14 protein-coding genes are annotated in these 15,952 nt (G+C 56.3%); 7 read left to right on the forward strand and 7 right to left on the reverse strand.

The genetic code is table 11. The features are described 5' to 3' along the window. Positions 1-40: 40 nt before the first annotated feature. From egtD to egtC, 3 genes are all read right to left on the reverse strand, one after another. Positions 41-1,084 carry an L-histidine N(alpha)-methyltransferase gene (gene egtD, locus OSC10802_RS0118835; RefSeq protein WP_017718327.1) on the reverse strand — a complete coding sequence of 348 codons (1,044 nt, stop codon included), beginning with the start codon at positions 1,082-1,084 and terminating at the stop codon, positions 41-43. 155 nt (positions 1,085-1,239) lie between these two features. Next, a complete protein-coding gene (gene egtB, locus OSC10802_RS0118840; RefSeq protein ID WP_044170167.1) occupies positions 1,240-2,490 on the reverse strand; it encodes an ergothioneine biosynthesis protein EgtB in 1,251 nt (416 codons plus the stop codon). Beyond that, on the reverse strand, positions 2,465-3,247 hold the full coding sequence (egtC, locus tag OSC10802_RS0118845) for an ergothioneine biosynthesis protein EgtC (protein ID WP_017718329.1): 783 nt from the start codon (positions 3,245-3,247) through the stop codon (positions 2,465-2,467). The genes egtB and egtC overlap by 26 nt, the downstream gene beginning before the upstream one ends. Positions 3,248-3,417: 170 nt before the next feature. On the opposite strand from egtC, the gene OSC10802_RS40820 reads away from it, so the two are divergent. Together OSC10802_RS40820 and OSC10802_RS0118855 are read left to right on the forward strand one after the other, a co-directional pair. Next, positions 3,418-3,969, forward strand: a complete 552-nt coding sequence (locus tag OSC10802_RS40820) for a protein-tyrosine phosphatase family protein (RefSeq protein ID WP_017718330.1) — start codon at positions 3,418-3,420, stop codon at positions 3,967-3,969. A 23-nt stretch (positions 3,970-3,992) separates the two neighbouring features. Next, positions 3,993-4,328 carry a hypothetical protein gene (locus OSC10802_RS0118855; RefSeq protein ID WP_017718331.1) on the forward strand — a complete coding sequence of 112 codons (336 nt, stop codon included), beginning with the start codon at positions 3,993-3,995 and terminating at the stop codon, positions 4,326-4,328. Between the two features lie 203 nt (positions 4,329-4,531). Here OSC10802_RS0118855 and OSC10802_RS0118860 read toward each other — a convergent pair whose 3' ends face one another. The 3 genes from OSC10802_RS0118860 to nagA all read right to left on the reverse strand — a co-directional run bounded on the left by OSC10802_RS0118860 (position 4,532) and on the right by nagA (position 7,067). Continuing rightward, a complete protein-coding gene (locus tag OSC10802_RS0118860) occupies positions 4,532-4,912 on the reverse strand; it encodes a DUF423 domain-containing protein (RefSeq protein WP_017718332.1) in 381 nt (126 codons plus the stop codon). Positions 4,913-4,975: 63 nt separating this feature from the next. Then, entirely contained in the window at positions 4,976-5,662 is a 687-nt protein-coding gene (gene bchM / locus OSC10802_RS0118865) for a magnesium protoporphyrin IX methyltransferase (protein ID WP_017718333.1), read from the reverse strand. A 244-nt stretch (positions 5,663-5,906) separates the two neighbouring features. Further along, complete coding sequence (gene nagA / locus OSC10802_RS0118875; RefSeq protein ID WP_017718335.1) at positions 5,907-7,067, reverse strand: N-acetylglucosamine-6-phosphate deacetylase; 1,161 nt, start codon at positions 7,065-7,067, stop codon at positions 5,907-5,909. 76 nt (positions 7,068-7,143) lie between these two features. On the opposite strand from nagA, the gene purE reads away from it, so the two are divergent. The 5 genes from purE (at position 7,144) to OSC10802_RS50320 (ending at position 13,949) form a co-directional block, all read left to right on the forward strand. After that, the gene (purE, locus tag OSC10802_RS40825; protein ID WP_044171204.1) at positions 7,144-7,701 is read left to right on the forward strand and encodes a 5-(carboxyamino)imidazole ribonucleotide mutase; all 558 of its coding nucleotides are present in this window, start codon (positions 7,144-7,146) and stop codon (positions 7,699-7,701) included. A gap of 274 nt (positions 7,702-7,975) precedes the next feature. Then, the gene (locus tag OSC10802_RS0118885; RefSeq protein WP_017718337.1) at positions 7,976-9,724 is read left to right on the forward strand and encodes an ammonium transporter; all 1,749 of its coding nucleotides are present in this window, start codon (positions 7,976-7,978) and stop codon (positions 9,722-9,724) included. A 389-nt stretch (positions 9,725-10,113) separates the two neighbouring features. After that, a complete protein-coding gene (locus tag OSC10802_RS0118895) occupies positions 10,114-11,790 on the forward strand; it encodes an ammonium transporter (protein ID WP_017718339.1) in 1,677 nt (558 codons plus the stop codon). 192 nt (positions 11,791-11,982) lie between these two features. After that, the gene (locus OSC10802_RS0118900) at positions 11,983-12,891 is read left to right on the forward strand and encodes an SGNH/GDSL hydrolase family protein (protein ID WP_017718340.1); all 909 of its coding nucleotides are present in this window, start codon (positions 11,983-11,985) and stop codon (positions 12,889-12,891) included. A 722-nt stretch (positions 12,892-13,613) separates the two neighbouring features. Further along, complete coding sequence (locus OSC10802_RS50320; RefSeq protein ID WP_155968053.1) at positions 13,614-13,949, forward strand: hypothetical protein; 336 nt, start codon at positions 13,614-13,616, stop codon at positions 13,947-13,949. Positions 13,950-14,214: 265 nt separating this feature from the next. Here OSC10802_RS50320 and OSC10802_RS40830 read toward each other — a convergent pair. Beyond that, a partial coding sequence (locus OSC10802_RS40830; protein WP_017718342.1) for a WD40 repeat domain-containing protein occupies positions 14,215-15,952 on the reverse strand: 1,738 nt, incomplete at its 5' end.

The raw sequence follows: 15,952 nt of genomic DNA on the forward strand, positions 1-15,952 counted from the left end.
GCGGAAAAAGCGCGGAACGCACCCTACTGCGGATAGAATTTTAGGGCAAACGCTGGCACAGCAGCAAGCCAACCCACCGCTGCGGGTCAGTCCAAACGCGCACCGGCACTAAACCTCGCCCTTGCAGGTACTCCCGCATCTCATCCAAATCGAACTTGCGCGAAATTTCTGTTAGAATCGTCTCACCGGCCCCCAACTCAACACTTAAATCCAGAGCGCGTAAGCGAACGTTTTGCGCTCGCAAACTCCGCAAGTGCATCTCAATTTGGCGCTGACCTTCATTATAAAACGCCCAGTGTTCAAATTGAGACGGATCGAAATTTCCCTCAAAACGCCAGTTCAGGTGGCGCAGCATATTCAGATTGAACTCAGCCGTCACCCCTTGAGCGTCACTATACGCCGGTTCCAGCACCTCCTTTGATTTGTGCAAGTCAATCCCCAGCAGGAAAAAATCACCCGCCTGCAGAGCGCCCGCAATTTGCGATAAAAACACATCGCACTCCTGGCGCTTCAGATTCCCCAAACTGCTGCCGATAAAACAAATCATCCGCGCCTTCAGGGGCGAAGGTGCCAGTTTTGACAGCGCCAGCTCGTAAGTGCTCACCAACCCGTGAACCTCCAGCTGCGGGTAATCCGCCAGCAGTGCGCGGGCGCTGCTTTCCAGGATGCCGGCACTGACATCAATTGGCAGATAGCGCAGCCGGTAGCCCAACTCGCTGTAAGCATCCAGAAGAATGCGAGTTTTCGTCGAACTCCCACTCCCCAGTTCCGCGATTTCGCACTCGCCGGTCAGTTCGGCAATCTCGCCGGCACACCCGCGCAAAATCGCCGCCTCCGTGCGCGTCACATAATATTCCGGCAGCTCGCAAATCCGCTCGAACAGCATCGAGCCCCGATCGTCGTAAAAATAGCGCGGCGGCAGAGATTTCGGACTCTCACTCAGCCCGCTGACAATATCGCTGCCAAGAGTCAATTCTGTTTCCAAAAGCGCAGTCGGGGTGAGCAGATGCTCTATGCGCAAACGTTCCTCAGTGGTTCCCGGTTTGCGAATACCGGTAGAAGTTAAATTGTTTGGCGATTGCATGATAATTCTGCTAGACGCACCAGCGGCTAAACAACACAGCCTTTCCCGTCACCCTCACAAGCGCGATTTTCCAGGCTGCTCTATTCTCCCACACCGCAGTAGGGATTCTACAGAAACCCGGTTTCTTTAACAAACCGGGTTTCTTGGCACTCCTCCTACCTAGCGCAGCGAAAACCGACAAAAAGCTGCCTCACCCAAGGGTGATACCAGTTGCGGAAGCTGCCTCGCAGCGCCCTGGGGCGAGTCGCCCAGCTCCCCCCTTTGAGAACCCGGTGCTGCCGGTCAAAATACACCTGGGAATAACCGGCATAGGGGTAGAACTCAAACCCCTGATAGCCCTCAAACCAGCTGGATGTCCACTCCCAGACATTCCCCAGAGCGTCGCACACGCCCCAAAAGCTCGCCCCTGCGGGGAAAGCACCGGCAGGCGTCGTCTGAGCGTACAGATTGTCGTGATTGCACCGGCTGGCGTCGGGAGGATCTTCCCCCCAGGGGTAGGTGCGCCGGCATCGAGCACTCGCATCCCAGCAGACGGCTTTTTCCCACTCCGCCTCGCTGGGCAACCGCTTGCCGGCAAACCGCGCAAAGGCATCCGCTTCATACCAGCTCACCCCGCACACGGGATGGCTGTCAAAACACGAGTCACCCGACCAATATAAAGGCTGCCTGACCGAATTCTTTTGCACCCACTCCCAGCCCTCGCTTGACCAAAAGCTGGAATTGTGATATCCTCCCGCCTCGATAAATTGCCGGTACTGCCCGCAAGTTACAGGATAGCGGTCAATCCAGTAGGTGTCCAAATAGAGCCGGTGAGCCGGTCGCTCATTATCAAAAGCGTCGGTGGAGTCAGAACCCCGCTCAAATTCCCCAGCAGGAATTTCAATCATTTCAGCTAGGGCACCGGGCGCTAGGCATGGGGCATCGGGTGCGAGCACTCTCCCCTGTTGCGGAGAAATCCCCTGCCAGCCGACTAGCCTGGTCAGGAATGTTACCGTTTCGCAGTGCTGGCTTTCGTGCTGGACAATAAAGCTCCAGAGGCGCTGTTGCTCCCCCACCGGCGCGATTTCCAGATAGTCCAGCACTTTTGAGCGCACCGTGTCCAGATAGTGGCGCAGCTCACCTAGCGAAGGCAGGTACACCCGTTCCGCTTTCGGCAAACCATTCGCTGGGAACAGCCTGTGATATTCTGGAAACACCGGCGGATAGCCGGCGGTGCGCTGCAGCAGCCACAGCGCTTCGGTGTAGGCGATGTGCCCCAAATGCCAGCCAGGGGGGCTGAAGTCGGGATGGGCTTGCTGGCTGAAGGTGGCGCGATCCATACCTTCAAACAGTTTTAGGGTGGCGGTGCGGCACTCCTGCAAGGCGTTGCGAATGGCGTCTCTAGAGTTGATAGATTTGGATTTCAAGGTTCTCTCCCACACTGATAATACTCTGTTCTGGGCAGCGATTCCAGCTGCCGGCGAACAAAGGTTCAGAAGCAATAATCACCGCATTCGGGAACGTTGGGTCGTCTCGCAGCCAGTATAGAGAAGGCACCGCCGCCCCAGTGGCAAACCGGCTGGCAGCCAGCGTCTGTCCGTCACTGAGGAGCAGGTTTGCTGAGACGCTGGTTTGATGGGAGGTTGCCAATTCTCCCAAGACGGCTAGCCCCGAGCGCAAAGCATTTTCTAGAGTGCCTTGGCTCGCCAATTCCTCAGTCAGCAAGGCAAAAATGTGCTCCGAATCGGTCGTGCCGTCAATCCCCTGGTAGGCTGTGTCGCTGAGGCGATCTCGAATTGGCCGGTAAAGGCTGGAGCGGAAGTTTTGAATGAAGCCGTTGTGAGTGCCTAAAATCTTGCCGTGGCGAAAGGGCTGGCAGTTGCTCAAATCTACGGCTTGTCCGGAGGTGGCGCTGCGGACATTCGCCAGCACGCACCCTGACTCAATGTACCGGCTCAATTGGGGAAGGTTAATATCGCTCCAGATGGGCAGGGTGTTTTTGTAGGTAAAAGGATCTGTGTCTCGCTGCGGGTGATACCAGCCTATGCCAAAGCCATCGGCGTTGAGCAAGCCGGCTGTCATTTCCCGGGGTTGGTAACTTTGGGCAATCAGGGAGTGTTTGGGTTTGTACAGGAGATAGTCCAGCAGGATAGGCGGGCCAAGGTAGCCAAGTAAGCGGCACATGTTTTGGGGGTCTGTTTGTGGGTTTTGTATCAGTGTATTTTAGAGCGTTTCTCATCCTTTGTACTGAGAAACCCGGTTTCTTTAAGAAACCGGGTTTCTGGGCAAACACGTTCATCCAGCTGAGAACCGCTATATTTGAACCGCCCCCGTGAAGGAGCGCCAAGGAAGATGTGGTATGGTTTGATATTTTTTGGTTTGGGGTGTGTTTTAATCCGGGTTGGTCTGCAGGGGGGTGGTGCCGCTGCTGTTGTGGGGCGGTGCTAGTTTTTGGGCTGCCGGTGCGGCATACGGCTGGCTGGGGGCGAGGGTGTTTGGCAAGCGCTCAGATGGGAGTCTGGCAAAGCCGGCAGCCAGTTTGTTGCTGCCTTGTCCTGTTATTGATTTGGGAAATTTGGCATGTTCAAAGGTTCATTGGGGCTGAGGAGTGCTATAATGAGATAGCGCCGGGAATCTGGCTGGGGCGCACACCTCTTGCCAATGAGCTGCCGGCTGAGATTAGCTTGATAGTGGATATGACCGCTGAATTTCCTGCGGTGCGAGAGGCGATTACCAGCAGGGCTTATATCTGCGTTCCTGCGCTCGACGCTTGCCGGTATCAGGCGCATGGGGCATGGCGCATGGGGCTGCGCTTTGCCCTTTTCTACCGGCGACTTTTCTGTTTCTTTCTGAAGAAAGATGCCGCCTCAATAATTGTAGCAGCTATCATGGAATTAGTCAAGTAAATTTCGCTTGAAAAGAGGGAAAAATGAGAAGTTTTCTCAGCAAGATTTTACCCAAGTTCCCTAGAAGCTCAGCACGGGCGCTGACAGGAGTAGCGCTCCTGGGTGTCGCCACCTCGGCGCTCCCGCCCCAGCGAGTTATCAACGGGCTGTATTATCCGACAAGCGCCCAATACTTTTTTAGGGAAGGACAGCAGAAGTTTGACAGGGAAATTGAAAGGCTCACCCAGGGCAAGCTGTCCACTGCCGACGAGCGTCTGCTTGAGATTAATCAGGAACTGCGGAAACATAAAGATATATTGCGACTGGAACATCCCGATAGCAAACCGGGGGGTGCCGGTGAATCTGGCTCGCAGCAATAGGTGTGATATCATGTCCGCTTGTATGGGTTGTGTGCACATACCCTTGTAGGGGCGGGTTCTGCCAATATATTTTTGCCACAGATCAGAATAAGAATAAACCCGCCCCGACCTCGCGTACAACAACGGTGCTACCGGACATGGTGTGAAGTGTGAGGTGGTGAGCTGTCATAAAGTAGGCTGGTTGAAGCAAAGCGTCACCCACCCTACTTAAAACTGAAAGCTGCAGCCGCCAGACAGCCCCAGCCAATGATAAATGCCGCTCCCCCCACCGGCGTGACTGCACCCAGCCACTTGATGCCGGTGAGGCTGAGAGCGTACAAACTCCCCGAGAACATCGCCACACCGGCAATAAAAGCAACCCCCGCCGCGACGAGAGCTGGCGGTGCCGGGGATTCAGTGCGAGTTAACAGCAAAACTACTGCTAGCAGGGCTAAGGCGTGATACATTTGATAGCGAGCGCCGGTTTCAAAAATGGACAGCGCCCGCTCACTGAGCTGTTCCTTCAAAGCGTGAGAGGCAAAAGCACCGGCAGCCACAGACAGTCCGCCGAAAATTGCCGCAATTGCCAAAAAAATCCGAATCATATTGATATTTTACAAACGATTGTAGGGGACAGGCGGGACGCCTGTCCTACGTCTAGAAAAGCTCTAGCGGCGAGTTGCTTCCAGAAGGCGCGAGAAATAAAAGCGAGTGCTGGTCATCGTCTGCCGGCCAATTGAAAAGCCATTGCTTTCCAGAATTTTGACAAGATCGGCTTCGCGATGCTGGTAAGCGCGGGTGGTTTTGCTCGGTCCGGGGAACAGCTCCCCGACTTTCTTGAGCAAACTCAGAGCAAAAGTCTTCGGCGCAAAACTGAGAATCACGCGCGACTCCGCCATAGAACAGAGGTGCCCGATCATCTCAGCAGCCTTATCTTGCGGGTAGTGAATCAGCACGTCCAGACAAATCACCGTGTGGTAGCTACCGCTCAAGGTTTCCAAATCCTGCGCCGTGAAGGTGACATTGTTGGCAGCGCCCAGAACTCCCCTCGCTCTCTGGTAGGCTTCTGCAACCATTTTTTCCGAGATATCGCTCCCGTAGACGATTGCTCCCGCTTGAGCCAGGGGAATGCTCAGACTGCCAACACCGCAACCGGCATCACACACCGACAGCCCCCGCAAATTGCCATCAGCACTCAGCCAGCTAATGACTGTATCCACCGTCTGCTGGTGTCCGGAGCGGATGTCCAGCTGGACTTTGCTCACCTCGCCATCGCCATAAATCCGCCGCCAGCGCTCAAAGCCGGTGGCGTTAAAATATTCCCTGACGATGGTTTTGTCATCAACTGCGTTCATCAATCTGCCTGCGGTTCAACTGTTTCCAACTTTCAACTTACCACGCCCAGTCGCCTTTCCCATCTGATGCCGGGGAAACCCAACCGGCTCCCCCTTTTTCTTGGGCACCGTACAGGGGGCGGTTAGGCTAATAATGCTGCAAGTGGTCGAAAGGGGCGAGCCTTTGGGCTACGCTGAACTTACAAACGAAAACTTGGCCTATTGGCGGGGCCAGCCTTTGGGCTACGCTGAACTTACAAACATGCTATAATTTCAACCTCTGCCAGCTCAACTCTCCTGTCGCCTCATCCAAATGCCAGCGCAACAAATGAGCCGGCTGCCCTGCCGCCATTGCCGGCAAGCCAATGGCGCGTCTGGGCGCTTCTGTGGCGAGGGCTATGGCACGCTCCGCCCCACAAATGTCCCACTTGACCAGATTTTCCACCCCGGCTAGCAGGGGTAGCGCCGTGCCGGCAAGGGTTCCGTCCTGCAGCCGGCAGGTCCCGCCCCGAACCTCCATCTGCCTGGTGTCCCAAGGGTAAACCCCATCCGGCAATCCCACCGGCGCTAGGGCGTCGCTGACGAGAAACACTCCTTTTTCGTAGAAACTCGCCCGCAGCAGCAAATCCATCGCCGTCGGGCAAACGTGCTCCCCATCCGCAATCAAGCCGCACCAGACATCCGGATGGACAATCGCCGCACCCAGCAATCCGGGCTGCCGGTGGTGCAGCGCCGGCATGGCATTGAAAGCGTGTGTCACCATCGACGCACCCCGGGCAAAGGCTTCCCGGGCTGCCTCAGCTGTGGCCATAGAGTGGCCCAGACTCACCGTAATTCCCAGAGCGCGCAAATAGGAAATCGCCTCGCCGGTGGGGTCTAGCTCCGGCGCTAGGGTGACGACTTTCACAATACCGGCGTAATCTCCCAAAACCCACTTGACGTTTTCCACCGTAAGCGGTATAATATGCTCCGCCGGGTGAGCGCCGCGCTTTTCAGGATTGAGAAAAGGCCCTTCCAGGTGGACGCCGAGAATTCTGGCTGCCGGTGCGCCGGCACGCTGCGACGCGGCAAAATCCGCCAAGACAGCGAGGGCGCGGTGAAACTTCTCTATAGAAGTGGTGACAAGGGTGGGCAAAAATCCATCCACACCCTGATTCCAGAGGAACTCGCAGATAGCAGGCAGCCGGTGGGCACTGTCGGGGCCGAGGTCGGGAAAGGCCAAACCCAGGGCCCCATTAATTTGAACATCCACCCCACCGAGAGAAATCCAGTCCCCCGAAACATCCACAACCGCAGGCGGTGCGGGCGCTTCCGATTGGCCCTCCGCAACGCCAGCCGGCACAATCGACCGAATCACCCCAAGGCCATCAATCCGAATTCGGTGCCTGCCTTCCCAACCGGGCACCCGAGCGTTGATAATATCCATCGCAGCAACAACCAATAGCACACTTAATCAACCCAATTATTCCTTCTTGGCGCTCTCGGCGTCTTGGCGGTTCAAAATGACTCAACCAGAAATCGGCATCATCATGGGCAGCGACTCCGACTTGCCCACCATGCAGGGCGCGATCGCCATCTGCGAACAATTCCAAATCCCTTGCGAAGTGGCCATCGTCTCCGCCCACCGCACGCCCGAACGCATGGTAGAATACGCAAAGCTTGCCCACCTGCGGGGCCTGAAAGTGATTATTGCCGGTGCCGGCGGTGCCGCCCACCTGCCCGGAATGGTGGCCTCCCTGACGCCGCTGCCGGTGATTGGAGTGCCGGTGCCCAGCCGCCACCTCCAGGGTGTGGACTCGCTCTATTCCATTGTCCAAATGCCGGCGGGGGTGCCGGTGGCTGCCGTGGCCATCGGCAGCGCCACCAATGCGGGCCTCTTAGCCGTGCGGATTCTGGCGACTCATAAGCCAGACTTATTAGAGCGCGTGCGGGTGTATCAGGCTTCTCTGGCTGAATCTGTAATGCAAAAGCAAGCGCGGCTCGACATTTTGGGGCATAAGGAATACTTATCAGAGATGGGACTCGCACCCACACCGGCAGGAGGTGCCGGTCGGGCGTGAGGGCGGCAACTTTGTAAAAAAAATCGCCAGAAGCGGGCAAAATGTAGTCTGTTATACAGAAAGGGGATTTTATAATTGCTGGAATCGTTGTGAGTTCTATCTAGTCGGTCTATATTTAGTCTTTTGCGCAATTGGAGGGCAAGGGGCAAGGGGCATTGAGCATGGAATTTTCATGCTTTTGTTGCGCCAAATTGGGGAGGGGGGACTGACCGGCAGTTCCTCAAAGAGAACCGTTTAGCTGTGTTTGGCTCGTCGGGGTAAAAACATCGAAGTTATGTCTAATGTAACGAAAAAAAAGTTAAAAAATAGACAAAAGCGGCGGTCTGCCCGGTGGGGCGCGGCGCTACCCCTAGGGAGCCGAACTGTCAAACGGTTGCAAATGGCTATTCACCGGCTAACTCGTGGCGGGCAAGCGTGCATCCCCCTGGTGGCGCTGATTTTGCTGGCGTGGGGGTGGGCAGCAGTTGCCCAGATGGAAACAGCACAGGCCCCAGAAACAGCACCGGCAGCGATTGAGGAAACAGCACCGGCACCGGCAAAGGGAACAGCACCGGCACCGGCACTGGAAACCGCACCGGCAAAAGGAACAGCACCGGCACAGGAAACAGCAACAGCGCCGGCAGCAACACCAACGGTGGCAGAGCTAAAGGTAGCGCTGGACACGCTGTGGGTGGCGATTGCCGCCTTCCTGGTATTCTTTATGAACGCTGGGTTTTGCATGCTGGAAACGGGATTGTGCCGGCAGAAAAACGCCGTCAACGTCCTCTCAAAGAACTTGATTGTGTTCGCTCTCGCCACCGTCGCCTTTTGGGCGATTGGGTTTGGCTTGATGTTTGGGGATGGGAATGCTTTCATTGGGCTGAATGGGTTTTTCCTGACCGGCGCGGACAACAGCCCCGCAACAGGAGCGGCTTACGATGGGGTGTTTGACGCGCTCAACTGGACGGGAGTGCCCCTGAGCGCCAAGTTTTTGTTCGAGCTGGCGTTTGCCGGCACCGCCGCCACAATTGTGTCAGGGGCGGTGGCGGAGCGAATTAAGTTTGTTGACTTCTTAATTTTCAGCCTTTTACTGGCGGGGATTTCCTACCCGATCACCGGGCACTGGATATGGGGCGGGGGCTGGCTGCACAAAGCGGGATTCTACGATTTTGCCGGTTCGACTGCAGTGCACTCAGTCGGGGGCTGGGCGGCTTTGATGGGAGCGGCTTTCCTCGGTCCGCGCTGGGGCAAGTATGAAGAGGGGCAGTCGTTTGCCATGCCGGGGCACAACATGAGTATTGCCACTTTAGGCTGTTTGATCCTGTGGTTGGGCTGGTTTGGCTTCAATCCAGGTTCGGTTATGGCGGCCAATCCGGAGGCGATATCGCATATCGCTGTCACAACGAACATGTCCGGTGCCGCCGGCGGAATTGCGGCGACAATAGCATCTTGGCTTTATCTTGGCAAGCCGGATCTTTCGATGATTATCAACGGCATTTTGGCAGGGCTGGTTAGCGTCACAGCATCCTGCGCTTACGTCAGCATTGGCAGCGCTTTTGCGATTGGCTCGATTGCCGGCATTCTGGTCGTTTTCTCTGTGACTTTCTTTGACCGGCTGAAGATTGATGACCCAGTGGGGGCGACTTCGGTTCACCTTGTCTGCGGCATCTGGGGCACTCTGGCTGTGGGTCTTTTCAGTGTTGGCCCGGGGGGGTTCCCTTGGATGGTGGACTTGCAGGGCAATCCAGCCGGTCCGCACGGTTTGTTTGTGGGGGGGGGTTTGGAAACCTTGGGGGCTCAAATTCTTGGCATTGTATCTGTGGGAGGTCTGACTGTTCTGCTGAGCACCCTGTTTTGGCAGGGGCTGAAAGCAACTCTAGGCATCCGCGTTTCGCAACAGGAGGAATTCGCAGGTTTGGATATTGGCGAACACGGGATGGAAGCTTACAGCGGGTTCGCTAAAGAAGCCGGTGCGGGCGGTTTTATTCCCGAACGCCCCAGTGGGATGGGGGGTGGCAGTGGGGGAATGCCTAAACGTCCTTAGGCGCTGAGAAAGAGAGGGGAAAAGAAAAAATGCTCGCCCGATATCTGCCGGAGTGCTGCAGGGGTTCCCCCGACCTATTTGTGCCGCACCGGCAAGGGGATTAATAAATCCGCCCGCGCGCCGGCAGCATGGGGCGAAGGTCAGTGGGGGCGCGCTCACCCAACATATTTGTCCCACAGGGAAGAAGATGAATCAACTCGCTCCCGCCCCTGCCTGAGATCAAACCGTCTGGAATAGATATCACGCAGTGCTGAAATTTTATGAGCGTCGAGCGAAAGGTTTTCAGGAAATTTGCGAGGATTTGCAGTGAATTGTTCAAGCGGCATCTGAGGATGATAAATTTTTCAAATGGCATTCATTGATAGTTTCAAATTAGAGGGCAACAATAAGTGCTAAAGAAAGTTCTGATTGCCGGGATAGTTTCGGTGTGTCTGCTGAGTGGCCTGCTGATGGGCAGGGTGGTGGCTCAAGATCCGAGTCCTTCTCCTGAGCAGAGCGCACCGGCAGAGGTTGCTCCCGAGGGGGCTGCACCGGCAGAGGGTGCTCCCGAGGGGGTTGCGCCGGCGGCGGGTGTGTCTCCGCAACCGGCAGCGCCGGCGGCGGGTGTGTCTCCGCAACCGGCAGCGCCGGTAGAGGTTTCTCCGCAACCGGTCGCGCCGGCGGCGGGTGTCTCTCCGCAGCCGGTGGCTCCCGCACCAGTGTTTCCTGAACCTGTCGTTGCGCCGGCAACAGGGGAAGAAACGGCTGCAGCGGCGGCGTCTCCGATTGACACCGGCGATACCGCCTGGATGCTGATCTCGTCAGCGCTGGTGCTGCTGATGACTCCGGGGCTGGCATTCTTCTACGGGGGACTGGTGCGATCGCGCAACGTCCTCAATACGATGATGATGAGTTTGATTTTGATGGCGGTTGTCGGCGTCGTCTGGGTGCTGTGGGGCTACAGTCTGGCGTTTGCGCCGGTGTCTGTAACGCCGCCTGCAGCTCCGGGAGAAGCGGCGACGTTCGATGCTAATCCGATTATTGGCAGCTTGAACTGGATGTTTTTGGGCGGCGTCGCTTTTGACGCGCCCGATCCGGTGGGCTACGCGCCAACGATTCCCCACCAGCTGTTTATGGCTTACCAGATGATGTTCGCCATGATCACGCCGGCGCTGATCTCTGGGGCGATTGTGGAGCGGATGAGCTTTAAGGCGTATTTCTGGTTCATCCTGATTTGGGCGACGTTTATCTACTCTCCCCTGGCGCACTGGGTTTGGGGCAAGGGCTGGATTGGGGCGATGGGAGCGCTGGACTTTGCCGGCGGCACGGTTGTTCACATCAGTTCTGGAGTTTCGGCAGTGGTAGCGGCTTGGATGATTGGCCCCCGCAAGACCTTCATGGTGCAGCCGGCGGCTCCCCACAATGTGCCCTATGTGCTGCTGGGGATTGGCATCCTCTGGTTTGGCTGGATGGGGTTCAATGCCGGCAGCGCTTTGGGCGCTGGCTCCCTGGCCGCAGTGGCGTTTGTGGCCACAACGGTGTCTGCTGCGGCAGCCGGTCTGACCTGGGTGATTTTGGAGTGGGTGCTGCGGGGCAAGCCAACGGCGATTGGCATTGCTAGCGGTTTCCTGGCCGGTTTGGTGGGCGTTACCCCTGCAGCGGGATTCGTGACTCCCATCGGGGCGCTCCTGATTGGGTCAATTACCTCGGTGTGCTGTTTCTTTGGGGTGAGCTTGCGCGCCAAACTGCAGTTTGACGATTCGCTGGACACCTTCCCCGTCCACGGTCTCGGCGGTACGGTGGGGGCGCTTCTCACCGGCATCTTTGCCACGAAAGAGGTCAATGCGGCGGGGAATAATGGCTTGCTGTTCGGCAACCCGTCGCTATTGGTAACTCAGATCGTCGGTGTGGTTGCTACCTACATTTTTGCGGCGGCGGGCACCTTTGTGATCCTGAAAGCGCTGGGAGCGATTATGGAGCTGCGCGTGAAGCCGGAATCGGAAGACCAAGGGTTGGATATCAACGAGCACGGCGAAGAGGGTTACGGCGAGGAGTTCGCTTCTGGGCTGAGTTTCCCTGGGAAGTAGGGGTAGCTTGCCGGTTTCAGGGAGGGAGAACCCCACCCCCCAACCCCCTCCCCGCAAGCGGGGAGGGGGAGAAAGAGGAGGGGGTTTTTCTCGTTCCCAGGCTCCTTATGGGAGACGCCTGAAAGGAGGCTCCGCCTCCGTCTCTTCTCGCAATTCCTTCCAGGCGGCGCGCACCTGCCGGCTTTCACCGGCATGCTGGTTGCGGAGGGTGCCGGTGAGCGTTCGGAATTAAGATCGGATTCAAACAGTGTTGAATTAGATCTCGTGGCGATTCGCTTTAAAACTACTGTTCCGACTTGGGCGTTTGTCGCCCTGGCTTCCAATGTGTTACTGATGCTGGCCGTCTTCGTGGTGCTGCAGCGGGAGGCCAGGTTGCTGGGGGCTGCCAGAGCTAATGCCCAGGCGGCGCAAGTGCAGTCTCAGTCCCAATCGGCACAGGCACCCACCTTAGGGCCACGCCTCCAGTGGACTTACGAGCAGTGGGTGGGGCAGCTAAAGCGGGAGGCTGATGCTGCAGCGGAAAAGAAACCCCAGCGGTTGAGCATCCTGGCGGGGGATTCCATCACTATGTGGTTTCCGCCGGAACTGTTGCCCCCGGGGCGCATTTGGCTGAACCAGGGGATTTCTGGAGAAACGTCCGAGGGGCTGCTCAAGCGGCTGACGCTGTTTGACCGCACTGAACCGGAGACGGTTTTTGTGATGATTGGGATTAATGACTTGATCCGGGGGGTGGCGGATGATACGATTCTCAATAACCAGCGGCTGATTATTCAGGATTTGCGCTCGGTTCATCCCTACACGCAGATTGTAGTCCAGTCGATTTTGCCCCACAGTGCCGATAAGGCAACCTGGGAGGGGCGAGAGCGCTTGCTGGCAATTCCGAATCAGCGGATTCGCAAGTTGAACAAGGAACTCGCTGCGATTGCGGCGGAACAAGGTGTGGAGTATTTGGATTTGTATCCTTTGTTTGCGGACGCCCAAGGCAATCTGCCGATGTCATTCAGTACGGATGGCTTGCATTTGAATTCTCAAGGCTATTTGGTGTGGCGTTCCGGGCTGCTGCTGTTCAGCCAGTTGAGGCTGGAAGAGCCGGCTTTTTAGGGATTGACAAATTGTAATTTCTATGCTTATAAGACTAGGGAAATAGGTTAGTTTCCGGGCGATTAGCTACTTTTCGGGCGATTGGAAATCGCGGCTATACAAACAAAGTCCGCCTGCGCGGACTTAAGAGAAGAGCGGCAGCGTAAAACCCCTTGTCTTGCCGGTTTTATCTGTATAGCTGGGGTTTCAATCGCTTATTTTCATAGCCCAAATATAGCTGCGCCTCAAAAAATAGATGTTTCTTAGGGGCTGTACAGATAACGGTCGCGGCTAATTGCGCCATCTTTTACATCGCATTCCACAGGATTTGAACCTAAATCCCAAATAGAAGATGTTTGGTTGAGGGGAATAATAATAATTTGCCCCCCTCTTGAATAATCTCAAATTCTTGATGGTCTCCTAACAGCTCTTTAGGAATTAATAAGCCTTGTTCTGTTGCTATTAACTTCATGGTAAATTACTAATGCAGGACTTACGCAGCGACTCTTAATGTGGTGTGGTGCCGGTTACGCTATCGCTAACCCACCCTACAGATAGGGGCTTTGCGTAAGTCCTGTTCAATATATTTTGTAGCCCCCCACCGGCATTCTATCACAGAGGTGCCGGTGCATACCGTTTGTAGTTGGGCTTTAGCCCTAAAAGACTTCTACTTCTAGGGAATACTCTGAAGGCGGAACGCACCACCGGCACTCGTTGGGGCGGGTTTATTCAGATGTTGGGTTGTGGGGGAAAGATTTCGCGTGAGCCCGCCCCCACCGGCATTCTATCACAGAGGTGCCGGTGCGTGCGAGACACCGGCACTCGTTGGGGCGGGTTTATTCAGATGTTGGGTTGTGGGGGAAAGATTTCGCGTGAGCCCGCCCCCACCGGCATTCTATCACAGAGGTGCCAGCGGGTGCAAGATGCCGGTTTTCGTGGGGTGGGGGCGGGTTTATTTAGATGTTGAGTTGTGTGGCAAATATTTCGGGCGAACCCGCCCCTACAATATTCGGCATTCTATCACAGAGGTGCCGGTGCGTGCCGTTTGTAGTTGGGCTTTAGCCCAAAAAGGTTTGTAGTTGGGCTTTAGCCCAAAAAGGTTTGTAGTTGGGCTTTAGCCCAAAAAGGTTTGTAGTTGGGCTTTAGCCCAAAAGTTTGTAGTTGGGCTTTAGCCCAAAAGTTTGTAACACTCGTTGCGGCGGGTTTATTCAGATGTTGCGTTATGTGGCAAATAGTTCGGGCGAACCCGCCCCAAGAGGCATTCATGGGGGCGCTAAAAGCGCGGTGCGTTCCGCAGAAGCGCGACTTCTACTTCTGCGGAATCCTCTCAACGCGGAACGCACCCTACTCTTTGAGCAAGCGCTTCAGTTCCTCATCCGTGAAGGGATTCGTCCCCGCTTTCAGGACGTCAACCCAGCGCTGCCTTTGCGATTTTGCCTTCTTATAATAATCCTTCATCCAAGAAGGCTGATTGTCAATCCAAGCGATAAATGCCTGGAAGTCCTCAATCGCGCCTTTTGGGTTGCCGGTGAGCGCCCGGGCAATGCCGCGACTATCCCGATACTCTATATTATAAGGCTGAAGCGCCACGGATTTGTCGCAGACAAATAGCACGTCTTTGGCGTGCCGGTGCAAACTGCCGTACCGGCAGAGAGTATTCCAAGAATTCGCTGAAATGTCAAAGTTTGGGTCGAACTTTTGGGCTTGTGCGTAAGCGGCGATGGCTTCCCTCACCTTGCCTTTCCGGACAAGCGCTTCTCCCTTACTCACTAAAACGGGTGCCGGCTCAAAGTCGGGGTCGAGTTGCAATGCCTTCTGAAATTCCGCCACCGCAGCTTCAATATTGCCCTCTTCGGCAAGCTGTTCGCCCTTCTTAACTCGTTCGGAAGCTTCTGCTAATTGCTTGGCTTTGGTTTCTGGATTGAGGGGTAAGCCCGGATTCCACTTTAAGGCGGTGCGGAACGTAGCAACTGCCTCCTCAACATTGCCTCCTCTCGCTTCCGCCTCCCCTTGCTCAACCAAAAATGGCGCGGCTGCCAGCCGGTTGGATTGGGTTTGGCACACTTCTAGTTTTTCCAAGTCTTTGGGATGGGTGACAAGGTAATCGTTCAGCCAGTTGCAACCGCGCGCCAGCAGTTCATCTAAGCTGTCAGCCCGCCACAGCCGGATTGTACCGTCAGAGGAGGCGGTGACGATGCGCTTTCCGTCGGGGCTGAAACTGGCGCTGATGACAGGACCCTGATGCCCTTTTAGCTCGGACAGCAGCTTGCCGGTGCTGTCCCACACCCGGGCTGTATTGTCAGAGGAGGCGGTGACGATGCGCTTTCCGTCGGGGCTGAAACTGGCGCTGATGACATAACCCTGATGCCCTTTTAGCTCGGACAGCAGCTTGCCGGTGCTGTCCCACACCCGGGCTGTTTTGTCAGAGGAGGCGGTGAGGATGCGCTTTCCGTCGGGGCTGAAACTGGCGCTGGTGACAGGAACTTTTAGCTCGGACAGCAGCTTGCCGGTGCTGTCCCACACCCGGGCTGTTTTGTCCCAGGAGGCGGTGAGGATGCGCTTTCCGTCGGGGCTGAAACTGGCGCTGATGACATAACCCTGATGCCCTTTTAGCTCGGACAGCAGCTTGCCGGTGCTGTCCCACACCCGGGCTGTTCTGTCAGAGGAGGCGGTGAGGATGCGCTTTCCGTCGGGGCTGAAACTGGCGCTGATGACAGCACCCTGATGCCCTTTTAGCTCGGACAGCAGCTTGCCGGTGCTGTCCCACACCCGGGCTGTACTGTCATAGGAGGCGGTGAGGATGCGCTTTCCGTCGGGGCTGAAACTGGCGCTGATGACATAACCCTGATGCCCTTTTAGCTCGGACAGCAGCTTGCCGGTGCTGTCCCACACCCGGGCTGTTCTGTCAGAGGAGGCGGTGAGGATGCGCTTTCCGTCGGGGCTGAAACTGGCGCTGATGACAGCACCCTGATGCCCTTTTAGCTCGGACAGCAGCTTGCCGGTGCTGTCCCACACCCGGGCTGTTTTGTCATCGGAGGCGGTGAGGATGCGCTTTCCGTCGGGGCTGAAACTGGCGCTGGTG

It is taken from the genome of Kamptonema formosum PCC 10802, from assembly GCF_000332335.1.
Taxonomy (GTDB): domain Bacteria; phylum Cyanobacteriota; class Cyanobacteriia; order Cyanobacteriales; family Oscillatoriaceae; genus Oscillatoria.